This window comes from Sphingobacterium thermophilum (assembly GCF_039541675.1).
Lineage (GTDB): Bacteria > Bacteroidota > Bacteroidia > Sphingobacteriales > Sphingobacteriaceae > Sphingobacterium > Sphingobacterium thermophilum.
This window is the reverse complement of the sequence record NZ_BAABGR010000002.1, coordinates 82977-96151: the sequence shown is the minus strand read 5'-3', so window position 1 is coordinate 96151 and position 13175 is coordinate 82977. Positions and strand designations below refer to the sequence as shown.

At 41.7% G+C, this 13175-nt stretch carries 11 protein-coding genes; 5 read left to right on the top strand and 6 right to left on the bottom strand.

Annotated elements, in window-relative coordinates; genetic code table 11:
* Positions 1-58 precede the first annotated feature (58 nt).
* A complete protein-coding gene (gene rlmF, locus ABD873_RS00560; RefSeq protein ID WP_345063171.1) occupies positions 59-934 on the top strand; it encodes a 23S rRNA (adenine(1618)-N(6))-methyltransferase RlmF in 876 nt (291 codons plus the stop codon).
* Between the two features lie 242 nt (positions 935-1176).
* Positions 1177-2943: a DEAD/DEAH box helicase gene (locus ABD873_RS00555; RefSeq protein WP_345063168.1), complete on the top strand. Its 1767-nt coding sequence runs from the start codon at positions 1177-1179 to the stop codon at positions 2941-2943.
* Positions 2944-3009: 66 nt separating this feature from the next.
* Here the strand turns inward: ABD873_RS00555 and ABD873_RS00550 are convergent, their stop codons facing one another.
* The 4 genes from ABD873_RS00550 to ABD873_RS00535 all read right to left on the bottom strand — a co-directional run bounded on the left by ABD873_RS00550 (position 3010) and on the right by ABD873_RS00535 (position 8145).
* Positions 3010-4518 (bottom strand): glutamate racemase, encoded by a 1509-nt coding sequence (locus ABD873_RS00550; RefSeq protein ID WP_345063164.1) that lies wholly within the window; start codon positions 4516-4518, stop codon positions 3010-3012.
* 166 nt (positions 4519-4684) lie between these two features.
* Positions 4685-5464, bottom strand: a complete 780-nt coding sequence (gene rlmB, locus ABD873_RS00545) for a 23S rRNA (guanosine(2251)-2'-O)-methyltransferase RlmB (protein ID WP_345063161.1) — start codon at positions 5462-5464, stop codon at positions 4685-4687.
* Between the two features lie 48 nt (positions 5465-5512).
* On the bottom strand, positions 5513-7321 hold the full coding sequence (locus tag ABD873_RS00540; protein ID WP_345063158.1) for a DNA polymerase III subunit gamma/tau: 1809 nt from the start codon (positions 7319-7321) through the stop codon (positions 5513-5515).
* Positions 7322-7425: 104 nt separating this feature from the next.
* Positions 7426-8145 (bottom strand): MIP family channel protein, encoded by a 720-nt coding sequence (locus tag ABD873_RS00535; protein ID WP_345063156.1) that lies wholly within the window; start codon positions 8143-8145, stop codon positions 7426-7428.
* A gap of 431 nt (positions 8146-8576) precedes the next feature.
* Between ABD873_RS00535 and ABD873_RS00530 the strand changes: the two genes are divergently transcribed.
* The 3 genes from ABD873_RS00530 to ABD873_RS00520 are packed head-to-tail and all read left to right on the top strand — an operon-like array spanning position 8577 to position 11132.
* Positions 8577-9203: an ABC transporter ATP-binding protein gene (locus tag ABD873_RS00530; RefSeq protein WP_345063154.1), complete on the top strand. Its 627-nt coding sequence runs from the start codon at positions 8577-8579 to the stop codon at positions 9201-9203.
* Between the two features lie 15 nt (positions 9204-9218).
* A complete protein-coding gene (locus tag ABD873_RS00525) occupies positions 9219-10643 on the top strand; it encodes an ABC transporter permease (protein ID WP_345063152.1) in 1425 nt (474 codons plus the stop codon).
* Between the two features lie 3 nt (positions 10644-10646).
* On the top strand, positions 10647-11132 hold the full coding sequence (locus tag ABD873_RS00520; RefSeq protein WP_039052726.1) for a hypothetical protein: 486 nt from the start codon (positions 10647-10649) through the stop codon (positions 11130-11132).
* Positions 11133-11137: 5 nt separating this feature from the next.
* Here ABD873_RS00520 and ABD873_RS00515 read toward each other — a convergent pair whose 3' ends face one another.
* Together ABD873_RS00515 and ABD873_RS00510 are read right to left on the bottom strand one after the other, a co-directional pair.
* Positions 11138-11851, bottom strand: coding sequence for a 16S rRNA (uracil(1498)-N(3))-methyltransferase (locus ABD873_RS00515; RefSeq protein WP_039052725.1), 714 nt, complete (start codon positions 11849-11851; stop codon positions 11138-11140).
* A gap of 9 nt (positions 11852-11860) precedes the next feature.
* Positions 11861-13174 carry a hemolysin family protein gene (locus tag ABD873_RS00510; RefSeq protein ID WP_345063148.1) on the bottom strand — a complete coding sequence of 438 codons (1314 nt, stop codon included), beginning with the start codon at positions 13172-13174 and terminating at the stop codon, positions 11861-11863.
* Position 13175: the final 1 nt, after the last annotated feature.

Below are 13175 nucleotides of genomic sequence, written 5' to 3'. Positions count from 1 at the left end.
GACCAATAACTGAAATTTCGATTTAAAAAAGTACCTTCGAAGGTTCAAACATTCATTTATGCATCCTAGAAACAAACATCTTCGGGGTTATAATATGCAGAAGCTTAAAGCTGCAAACCCCGAGCTACAAACATATATCATCCGTACAGAAAGTCGAGAAACTATTGATTTCTCGGACCCTAAAGCAGTCTTCGAGCTTAACAAAGCCTTATTGTTTGCCGACTACAAGCTGAAATACTGGCAACTAACGCCCAACAGCCTTTGTCCTGCCGTCCCCGGAAGAGCAGACTATATCCATCATGTAGCAGACCTCTTAGCCGCTGAGCAGCAAGGCCACATCCCAAAAGGCAACAAAGTGACTGTCCTAGACATAGGAACAGGTTCCAGCCTCATTTATCCTCTTTTGGGGACCCAAGAATACGAATGGAAATTTGTAGGGACAGAAATTGACCGTCACTCCCTTCGACAAGCCGAGCTCAACATTCAGCACAACCCTTGGCTGAAGAAAAAAATCGAGCTACGTTTCCAACCGGACAGAACTAAAATACTGGAAAACATCATCCATCAAAAAGATCATTTCGATGTGGTAATCTGTAATCCACCTTTTTTCAAATCCAGAGAAGATAATTGGACCAAAAGCACCAAAAAATTTCAAAACCTTAAAAAAGCAACCACTGCTCCTACCGTACAGAACTTTGCCGGTCATCCTAACGAGCTGTGGTGTCCGGGAGGAGAAAAAGCTTTCATCACCTCGTTGATTTACGAAAGTCAAAAGTTTAAAGACCAACTAAACTGGATTACCTCGTTGGTATCCGACAAAGCCCATCTCAAGCCTCTGATAGCAGTATTGGAATATCACAAAGCACACGTAGAAATCATCCCTGTAGAGCAGGGACAAAAGAAAATGCGAATCCTCGCATGGAAATGGGGATAAATTTTATGCACTTACAAAAGCGAGCCTATATACAAATTACGGCTCGCATGTTATCCATAAAAAACCCTACCTCTTAGCCCTTTATATTTTTTACAGATTGTTTCAAATACAACTATTTGTAAAGGATTAGAGCTCAAGGTAGTAATTCCTCTACGTCAATCCATTAAACATTAGGATTTTAGCAAAATTATTCATACCTTTGCCGTGCCTTAGGCAATAGAGCCTATTGTATAATTGAATTCATGAACCCATTTTTAGAACTGGGAATCCGTGAGGAAGTTGTTAATGCCATCACAGAAATAGGTTTTCAAAAACCTTCAGAGATTCAGGAAAAAGCCATTCCTGTATTATTGACTGGCAACGACGATTTTGTCGGATTAGCCCAAACCGGCACAGGTAAGACAGCGGCTTTTGGTCTACCATTATTAGAAAAAATCGACTTTTCGAAAAAACATCCTCAGGCGTTGGTACTATGTCCAACCCGAGAGCTTTGTTTACAAATCGCCAAAGACTTAGAAAAATTTGCCAAATACCTCAACGACGTACATGTTGTTGCTGTATATGGTGGTGCTAACATTAGCGATCAATTACGCCAAATCAGAAGAGGTGTACAGATTATAGTTGCTACACCAGGCCGCATGCTGGACATCATCAACAGAGATGCTGTCGATTTCTCAAACATCGAGTATGTGGTGTTGGATGAAGCAGACGAAATGTTAAACATGGGTTTCCAAGAGGATATTAACAGCATCCTTTCAGAAACACCAAAAGACAAAAAAACATGGCTTTTCTCGGCAACCATGCCTAAAGAAGTACGCCGCATCGCACAAAACTACATGACAGACCCTTTCGAACTGACTGTAGGAGCAAAAAACACAGGTAACGCTAATATCGAGCACCATTATTATGTGGTAAAAGCCAGAGACAAGTATGCTGCTTTCAAGCGTATCGTCGACTTTTACCCTGAAATTTTCGGTATCGTATTCTGCCGAACCAAAATCGAAACCCAAGAGATAGCAGAGGCACTTATCAAAGATGGATATAATGCCGATGCATTACATGGCGACTTATCGCAACAACAGCGCGACAAGGTGATGAAACGTTACCGCGAACGCAGCTTACAGCTGCTTATCGCTACGGATGTGGCAGCACGCGGTATTGACGTGAATGATGTAACGCACGTCATCAACTTCTCCCTACCGGATGAAGTAGAAAACTACACCCACCGCTCCGGACGTACCGCCCGCGCCGGAAAAACAGGTACGTCGATATCTCTTATCAATGTGAAGGAAATGAGTAAAATCCGTCACATCGAAAAGATCATCGGCAAGCCTTTCATCCGTAAGCAGGTACCGTCAGGTCAGGAAGTCTGTGAAAAACAACTTTTTGCCATCGTGGACAGAATCCACAATGTAGAAGTAAATGAAGAACAGATCACTCCTTTCCTACCAGCTATCGAAGAGTCGTTGCAACACCTTTCGAAAGAAGAAATCATCAAACGTTTCGCCTCTTTGGAGTTCAACCGCTTCTTAGAATACTACAAAAATGCACCGGACCTTAACATCGATGCACGCGAAAGCAGCAGCAAAGGAGATCGTGCAGGACGTAAATCTTCGAAAGGGTTCACCCGTCTGTTTATGAACTTAGGTTCTGTGGACGATTTCAGTCGTGGCGATATGCTTGGATATATCTGCAACAACGCTAAAATTTCAGGCAAGGCTATCGGCAAGATCGACCTTAAAGGGGTTTACACCTTCTTTGAAGTGGAAGACAGTGAGGTAAACAAAGTGTTCGAAGGCTTCAAAGGCGTTGATTTCAAAGGACGTCAAGTACGTATCGAGCTATCGGGAGACAGCAAGTCCGACAAAGGCGGACGTCGTTCGAAAAGCGGACGTAATGGTAGCGACAGAGAAGACAGAAAAGACCGCAACGGACGTAGAGAACGTAATGGAGGCTTCCGTGACTTCTCCGGCAAAAGACGCGAATCAAGAAGCAGCAGCAGATATTAATTCTGCCTGTCTTACCTCATAAAAAAAGAGACTATCCTAGATAGTCTCTTTTTTTATATTCTTTTCTTAGGATCTAAGTATCGGGGTTTTCTTATTTTTTAGCGAGAAGTTTTCCATCAGCTTGAAGGTATTCGGAATCAACTTTTTGAAGCGGCTCAAGGTCTCCTCCGAAATATTATCCCTGTCAAACGGTACATTTTTGATATACTCTTGGATTTCCCCTACATGGCGTCCGTATTTATAGTCGTACGTAAAACGTCCTGTTTCATCAAGCACCACATGTCTATTTGTTACATTCGGAACGGATATATAGAATTCCGATTGCTCCCACATGTTGTGAGCTTTGTCGCTGAAAAGATTTCTAGCTGCCAACGACTCATACAATTCCTTAGCCACATACTCCGAAGGATCAATGATATGAATATTATCGTCAATCAAATGGCGATAAACATAATTTCCCGATCTATCTTTGTAGTTACGTAACTCTGCAAACACGGTATCGATCTCTTTTACCAGATAAGGATAATGCGTACATCCCAAGATCAGAGCTTTCAAAGGTTGAGCATCTGGTGTACGACGCATCTGCTCCATCAATGACACCAAATGGTATCGCACATAATTTTCCGCATCGTTGAGTTGAATTACCGAGCAGTCATCTAGGTTAGGGTCATCACAAAGGAGGGCATTATTTTCCTTCTTGAAATTATAAACCTCCAGCAAGGCTTTATCAATCTTGTACTGCGGGTTATCCAACGAAGGGCCACGATAACTTTCCCAAGGAGCACTCACGTCCCTACGAAGAAAGTTAGGCTCCTCATCCACAGCTTCTGCAAGCCCATAGCCTCCCTGATTGAAAATCTGTATATCTCCTTTGTAGCCTAAGGCCTGTATCTGCTCACGAAGGGTACGCTCATAACCTTTCGATGCTATGGTTCCCACCGTAGCAAAAACACCGATAGAACCATTTTCATCCTTATCAAAAAAAGATAATGTACCTCGGACCGCAGCATTGATAACTCCTATTACGGGAATATTTAGACCGGTCTTCTCCATAAATTTCAAAGCATCATGAAAGCCATAGGCTGTAGCCGTATTACATGCGATGACGATAGCTTTCACGGGCTCCTTATCCTTTTTGAAATTCTGATCTTCAGCCTTTTGGTAATATTTATTACCTAAAAGGAACTGAAAATCTTTAATGATATGCTCCTTCAGCAAATCGTCCTTGCCGGCAGCATTGTAGTTGCCATAAGGCATGTTAGCTTGGTCTGCCAAGTAAATAAACTTCTCACTTTGAAAATCTAGCTTACCGTCCTTACCGGCTGCCTGCGACACATTATCGTACTGATCAAAATTCACCAAGGCATCCAGTACCGTCAGACCTCCGGTTCCTGAATCGAAAACACCAATAGGAAGATTTTTTAGATTTTTAGGGTATTTCGAAAAATCAATGTAATAAAAGCTCTTAAGATCTTTTAAAATAGCCTCTTCAATCTTCAGCTGCTGTGCAAAACTCGCTGATTGAGATAACAAAAAAAGTACTGCCAAGGCAGTCTTCACCACACGCTTTTTCATATATCTTAGGTTGATTGTACGAAGTTAAGGATTTTACCTTTAATTCCTTCAGAAAGTTAAAAGGTACTACAAGTAAAAACTCATATATACTGTATATAAACGCATAGAAGCCTTATGATTTCTGATTCATAAGGCTTCTATGCGTTTATGCGTGGTTTTTACAATACTATTTAATATTTCGCTGCCTAATGGCTTCATAGATAACTACGGCAGCGGACACGGATACATTCAGGGATTCTATTTCTCCAAACATAGGTATCTTAGCCAGCTTATCTGAGATGCGGATAAGCTCGTCCGACACTCCTACATCTTCAGCTCCCATGATGATGCATGTAGGCACGGTATAATCTACATCGTATATAGAATCTTGTGTCTTTTCCGTACTTACTACCAACTGTACACCCGACTCTATCAGAAACTTACCTATCTTACTTAAGGAGTCATGACGACATACAGGAATTTTATATAAAGCTCCAGCTGAAGTCTTTATCGCGTCCGGATTGATTTCTGCAGATCCTTTTTTAGGTACGATGATAGCATGCACTCCTGCGCATTCCGCCGTACGTGCTATGGCTCCCATATTGCGTACGTCCGTAACACCATCCAACATCAATAATAAAGGAGTTTCGCCCTTTTCATAGATAGCAGGAAGAATATCTTCAATATTTTGGTAGGTGATAGGAGAAATTACGGCAATAACACCTTGATGATTTTTACGCGTTATACGATTAAGTTTTTCTACCGGAACCTGCTGATAACCAATATTACGCTCTTTGATTAAAGCTTTCAACTCCAACATCAAGCTGCCGCTCAAGCCTCGCTGGATAAACAAGGATTCTATCTCTTTACCGCTGTCTATAGCTTCTATCACGGCACGAATACCAAAAACCATTTGGTTTGACTCTTTTTGTTCTGCTCTTTCTCTGCGTTGGAAATTGTGTTGCATTCTTATGATATATTTAGAAGAACTGTTCTTCTGTTTTTTTATTGTCTGTTAACTTAGTCCTAAATTGAAAGTTTTGCGTAGTACTTCAAGGGCTGGATTTTTTTCAACCATTGCTTGATACTTCTCTTGAGAAGTGTAAGCTTTTCGCACCACGGCTTGTTCTACCTGGTGCGATACCAAGTCTAAAGCAAAGTTTTGGAGCTCCACACGCAGATAGTTCAGGATGTCTATCTTACCCTCCCTTAACTGATCACTCTGCACCATATTTTCCACATCGATTTCAATGATATTGCCTTTCAACCTAGGCTCATTGGCAGTCATAATCGTGTACAGTGTAATACGGTTTTCTTTTTTAAACTTTTCTGCCAACGCATTCCATTTGTTGATAAATGCGTTGAAAGTTACTTCTCTAAACTCTGACCCTTGGATTAGTTCGTTTTCTTCCGCAACTTCTACCTCCTTTTCCTCAAAGACAGAAGTAAGACTAGGTACCGCTAGCGATGCTTTGACATTGCCCCATCCTTTTCCAGAGGTATAGGCACGTTTAGGTTCAGCAAAAGTTGTCGGCTTGTCAGAATTATTACTTTTCGGAAGGGAGGTCTGTGAAGGTGAAGCTACCGGCTTTGGTACTCCCATAGAGGTTACAGACTTTGTCTCGGGAGCTGCTAAAACAGCAGATGTGGATTTAACTGCTACAGGTTCAGGGAGTTTTTTTTTTACATCAACTTGTGCCGTTGAAATGCCCTTTACGCCAAGCTTAATAGCGGTAGCAATATGACACATTTTCAACAGAGCAAGCTCTACCTGCAAACGTTGGTTGCGGCTCGACTTATAGGAAATTTCGCATTGATTTGCAATATTCAAAGCGGAAAGTAACAGTCCTGTACTTAGATTGGCGGACTGCTCAAAATATTTTTTCTTCACATTTTCGCTGACGTCCAATAGCTTCAAGGTCTTAGGTTCTTTGGTAACCAGCAAATTGCGAAGATGGTTGGAAAGGCCGGCAATGAAATGTCCTCCGTCAAAACCTTTATTAAGGATGTTATCAAAAATTAGCAAGGCTTCTGCTGCATCTTCCGCAGCTATAGCCTGCATCAACCTGAAATAATAATCGTAATCCAGAATATTCAGGTTATCTATGACAGCCTGATAGGTAAGGTTTCTGTTTGAGAAACTTACCAGCTGATCGAACATGGAAAGTGCGTCACGCAAGCCGCCATCCGCCTTTTGGGCAATGACATGTAAGGCATCTGCCTCGTAAGTCACCCCTTCTTTCTGCGCAATATTAGCAAGATGATTTGCCATATCTTCTACCTTGATTCTGTTGAAGTCAAAGATCTGACAACGTGAAAGAATGGTAGGCAGAATCTTATGTTTTTCTGTCGTCGCTAAGATGAAAATAGCATACGAAGGAGGTTCTTCCAAAGTTTTAAGGAAAGCATTGAACGCCGCTTGCGAAAGCATATGAACCTCATCGATGATATAGATTTTGTACTTTCCCGACTGAGGGGGAATACGAACCTGCTCGATAAGGTTACGGATATCGTCTACCGAATTGTTGGATGCGGCATCCAGCTCATGAATGCTGAAAGAAGCCCCTTGCTGGAAAGACTTACAGCTAGCGCATTCGCCGCAAGCTTCTACCGTATCGGAAATATGCTCGCAATTGATTGTTTTTGCCAAAATACGCGCACAGGTAGTCTTACCAACACCCCTAGGACCACAAAACAAAAAGGCCTGAGCCAGCTGGTTGTTATGGATAGCATTTTTGAGGGTGTTAGTAATATGCTGCTGTCCCACAACCGAATCAAAGGTTACAGGGCGGTATTTACGAGCAGAAACAATAAAATTATCCATTAATACAAAGATACTATTTTACCGACAATTCAAATTAAGAAAATGGAGAAAAAGAAAAGGTTCAACTTTTCGTTGAACCTACCCCACCTTTAAACAAAGAACTATTATTTATCTTCCGTATGAACCATAAGCCAAAGTACCGATCCTATAATGGCTCCTATCGTAGGGGCTACCATAAACAACCACAGTTGTGATAAAGCCTTACCTCCGGCGAAGATTGCCGGCCCAAAACTTCTTGCGGGATTTACCGAGGTTCCCGTCACCGGAATGGCAACCAAGTGTATCAACACCAAAGTTAAACCTATAGCGAGTCCTGCCATAGTGCTGTTTCCTAGCTTCGACGTTGTCGCCAAAATGACAAACAAAAAGATAGCTGTCAACAAGGCCTCTACAATCAATGCAGCAGCCATATCGTATTCATTTTGATAGCCTTTACCCCAGCCATTGGACCCATAAGCCCACTCTGCTGCCGTAAAACCACCCATCTGACCTGCCAAAATCTGCGAAAGCACAAAAGCTGCTAGTGTAGCCCCCGCAAATTGTGCTATAATATAAACTATAGCGTCTTTGGCGGCTATACGTCGGGCGCACAGCATCCCCACAGTCACAGCAGGATTGATATGACAACCGCTGACACCTCCTATGGCATAGGCAAATACCACTACGGACAAGCCGAAGGCCAAAGAAATTCCCAACAAACCAAGACCGGAGGTTCCAGCCAAAGTGGTGCCTCCCGCAATCGCAGCTGCCCCACAGCCGAACAATACTAAACCGAAAGTACCTATCAGCTCTGCAATAAACTTGGATGAAGTTTTAATTTCCATAACTAAACAATTTCTTGAGATAAAAAATAATTCCTTAACTAAAATTACTTTTATTAAAAAACAAAAAGACTTCTTTTATAAATAAAAGAAATCTTTTTATAGATATTTTACTACAACGTTAGAGGCCTATGGTCCACCTTTTAGTGCCTATAAAGCTAAGCGGGACGTCATGCTCTACGTCCAATCCTGTTCCCCAATTGGAAAGGACAGTATTTTCTAAGATACCTTTAGTGCCTATACCCAACTTAAGAGCACCTATATGAAGTGGATGTGAAAAGAGAATGAATCTTAATTAAACGAATAATTAAAAAAGATTAAAAATGAAATGGATGCTAGCTTTTGCCTGATTGTTGTAATAATTTCAATAGAATTTCCTTTTATAACCGATAGTCTATACCTTTAATCTTCAATTTCAGTATGTATAAAGACTTATGATACGTTCGGAAAATCTCTCATTCAAATATGCCTCATCGGATGTGATAACCTTTCCTACCATCCAGATCTCCAGACATCAACATACGTTGCTGCTGGGAGAGTCAGGATGCGGCAAGACGACCTTATTACATCTATTAGGTGGTCTTTCCTTCCCGCATTCCGGAAAAGTATTTATCGAAGATCAAGACATTTACTTATGGAATGAAGAAAAAAGGGATTTGTTCAGAGCTCAAAATATAGGTTTCATCTTTCAGGATGCACACCTGCTCAAAAACCTGACCGTAGCCGAAAATATTATACTGGCACAATATCTGGCCAAAGCTAAACAGGACAAACAGGCTGTCATGGCTGTATTGGATAAATTGCAGATGCAAGAAAAAGCTGACGCCTATCCTCATGAGCTAAGTCGTGGCCAGCTTCAGCGCGCTGCCATAGCACGTGCCGTCATCAACAATCCAAAAATCCTCATTGCCGACGAACCTACGGCGGCACTGGATGACACCAACACCAAATATGTCATGGACTTACTTTTCGATACAGCCGAAAAGTTTGATGTGACCTTGCTTATCGCCACACACGACACAAGGATAAAACCGTATTTCCAAAACACATATCAGCTATAAGGAGAACGCAAAATCATGAACACATTATATCTTGTTTGGAAAAACATTACACAACAGATTGGATCCACATTGCTGAGTATACTTCTGACAGCGTTTGGCGTGTCTATACTCATAGTCATCTATTTCAGTGCCGCAACGTTCGAAAAACAGCTGGAAAACAACACAAAGAATATAGACCTAGTTGTTGGAGCTAAAGGTAGCCCCATGCAACTTATCCTTAGTTCGCTGTATCACGTAGACAATCCTACCGGCAACATCCCTCTCGCGGAAGCCGCTAAGATAGTAGACAATCCTCTCGTACAGTTGGCAGTACCCATCTCCTTAGGAGACAACTATAAAGGCCACCGTATCATAGGGACGGACGCTACGTTCTTAGATCTGTATGAGCTGAAAATAAGCCAGGGACGTCTGTGGAAAAAGTCTTTCGAAATTGTCATCGGCGCAGAAGTACAACGTAAGCACAAGCTTAAAATCGGTGACCAAATTTTTAGTGCTCATGGTCTCTCAGCAGATGCACACCAACATGACGAACATCCTTTTACAGTTGTTGGCATTTTAGAAACAGCACATTCCGTGGTGGACAACCTTATCTTAACTAACCTTGCCAGCGTATGGGATGTACATGGTATCGAACATCATAACGAACATTTACATGAAGAAGGCCACCATCACGATCATGACCACAGCCATCATCATGAAGAACATGACCATCAACATCCTAGCGCGGTAGCAACACAAGCCCATCATGACCATGAATACGAACACGAACATGACCATAATCATGATTATGAAATCCACCAGCACGACGAAGAAAGTGGAGAAGAAGTTTTGGTAAAAGAAAAGCCCCAAAATGCAGAATTCATTAAGAATATAGGAGCCGACATGCTAGAAAATCAAGGAGTGGAAATTACTGCCCTCTTAGTCAAATACAATTCTCCTGCGGCTCTTTCCGTAATTCCTCGGATGGTAAATCAAAGTACTAGCATGCAGGCAGCATCACCGGCCATCGAAAGCTCCAGAATCTTCGCTCTACTAGGGGTGGGACTAGATTCATTGGAAGTGCTGGCTTATATTATCATGGTTATCGCTGGCTTCAGTGTCTTCATCAGCCTATACAATGCGCTGAAAGACCGAAAATATGATTTGGCTATCATGCGTACATTGGGAGCTAGCAAAGTTAAACTTTTTGCATTGACTATTGTCGAAGGAGTAGTGATAACTTTTCTGGGGGGCGTAATAGGTTTTGTCCTAGGACATCTTATACTGCTTTTTATCAGCAGTAAAACGAGTCAGAGTGCAGATTTTATAGAAGCTTTCAACGTACTCCCTAATGAATTTTTAATAGTTGCTGCAGCGATAGCCATAGGCATCATCGCCAGCATCATCCCGGCAATAAAAGCTTATAAAACAACAATTTCTAAAACATTAGCATCAAAATAAAACATGAAAAAATATATTTTCGTTCTAGCTCTTATCGTATCTTGCTTTGCTGCTCAGGCACAAATCCGAAATAACAACTTCGGTGGGGATGAAATTCCCGACCATACCCCCATGATGAATAGCACATGGGAAGCGATAGACAAGATGATGTATAAGGTAACGACGCAAGGGAACAAAAAGGTGTACACACCGTACTATCCTCCAGCACTGAAAAAGCTGGAAAATAAAATCGTCGACCTTCCGGGATATCTTATACCGCTACATAGCGGCCGCAACCACAGCAACTTTATGCTATCAGTTTTGCCTGTAGCTCAATGTCAGTTTTGCGGCTCCAACGGTATCCCTCCTATGGTGGAGATTTTCATGAAAAAGGGAAGCATAAAATTTACCGAAGAACCGATTAAGATTAGAGGTAAAATGAAATTTAATCCCGAACCATTAAAAGGAAATTCGGAGATTCAGATTGTAGATGCAGAAATAATCAAATAATTAATTTATCGATTGAGAAGAGAAACTTCCAAAACAGAAGCTAGAGCCGCCGTCTCGGTACGCAATCTGGATTCTCCCAAAGACAAAGGAATAAAGCCAGCATCCATAGCCTGGCTTATTTCTTTTGGGGAGAAATCACCCTCCGGACCTATCAGGATAAGATAACTTTGCTTAGGAGCAAAGACAGTATGAATATATTTCTTTTCTCCCTCCTCACAATGTGCAATTCCCTTGAAAAGAGATTGGTCTTTATAGGAATCTATAAATTTAGTAAAAGAAATAGCCGGATTGATCTGAGGCAAATAAGCTTTCAAGGACTGCTTCATAGCTGCTATAGCGACCTTTTCAAGCCTTTCAACTTTCACTTCCTTGCGTTCGGAATGCTCACAGATTATGGGCGTAAAAGAAGTTAACCCGATCTCTGTTGCTTTCTCTAAAAACCATTCTATACGGTCTATATTTTTGGTGGGAGCCACCGCAATATGTACCTGATAAGGTAAAAGCCCAAACTCTTGTTGTACAGAGATAACACGTAGGGTGGTACGTTTAGGATGGGCGTCTATGATTTCTGTTTCGTACAAACCTCCCTTGCCATCCACAAGGTGTATTTTCTCTCCTTCGCTAAGACGCAAAACACGTACTGCATGTTTGCTCTCTTCCTCACTTAATAGAAAAGAAGTATGATGAGGTTCGATATCAGGTGTGAAGAATAGCTGCATAATTATTGATTATTCCTCTTCCTCGTCCTCAGCTTGTTCTAAGACATCTAACTTAACGTACTCGATATTTTGCTGAGTCTTCTTGATAATGGTGAATCGGTAACCGAATCCTTCTGTAGATTCCCCTACGTCAGGAATCTTTTCGAACAAATGACTGACAAGGCCTGCGATAGTATCGTAGTCCGAACTTTCCGGAAGCTCTACCGGAAGGAATTCGTTCACATCGTGTACGTTAGCACCTGCGTCCAACATAAATTCCGTCTCTGAAATCTGCTCTACCAAAGGTGTCTCCTCGTCATATTCATCTTGAATATCCCCTACCAGCTCTTCCACGATATCTTCCAAAGTAACCATACCTGAAGTTCCGCCAAACTCATCCAACACAAAAGCTATCTGTATGCGTTTCTGCTGAAATTCAGCCATCAGATCATTGATTTTTTTCGTTTCGGGAATGAAGTAAGGCTTACGCATAATCGTTTTAAGCTCTACGTCTTTACCACTAACGAGAATAGGAAGAATATCTTTTGTATGGACCACCCCGACAATCTTGTCGATATTGTCGTCATATATCGGAATACGGGAATATCCCTCTTCCGTAACGGTCTTGATAAATTCATCCATCGTAGCTGTAAGCTCCACTGCTACAATCTTTGTCCGTGGAACCATGATATTCTTCACGATTCGTTCGTTAAAGTCGAAAACATTCTTGATGAGCTCGTGTTCCGAGATATTGAGGACGCCAGACTCTTTACCTTTGTCTAGTAGGTATTGCAGCTCTTCCGACGAGTGGTTAGCCTCACTAGGATGAGGTTCTATGCCGATAAGCTTCAACAGCATATTGGCAAGACCATTGAAAACATATATAAAAGGTAATAAAAGCCAGTAGAAAAGTCTTAAAGGAACAGCTACCTTCATGGTGGTAGCTACCGGCTTTTGGATGGCAATAGATTTAGGGGCTAACTCGCCCAACACCACATGCAGTAAGGTGATGGCTCCGAAAGCCAAGGCTACACCAAGCCCTTTACCTACACCCTGTGATAAATCTATATGCAGAAAAGAGAAGAGATGCTGAACAATCTCTGTCATAACTTCCTCTCCGATCCAACCCAGACCTAGAGAAGCAATAGTAATACCTAGCTGTGTGGCAGCTAGGTATTTGTCCAAATGCTCTGTAATATTCTTTGCAACTTTAGCAACACTGCTACCAGATTTTGCCTGCAACTCGATCTGCGAAGCACGTACTTTAACTATAGCAAACTCCGCTGCAACAAAAAAACCATTAGCAAAAACTAATAAAATAGTCCAAAAAATATCTAGAGCCATT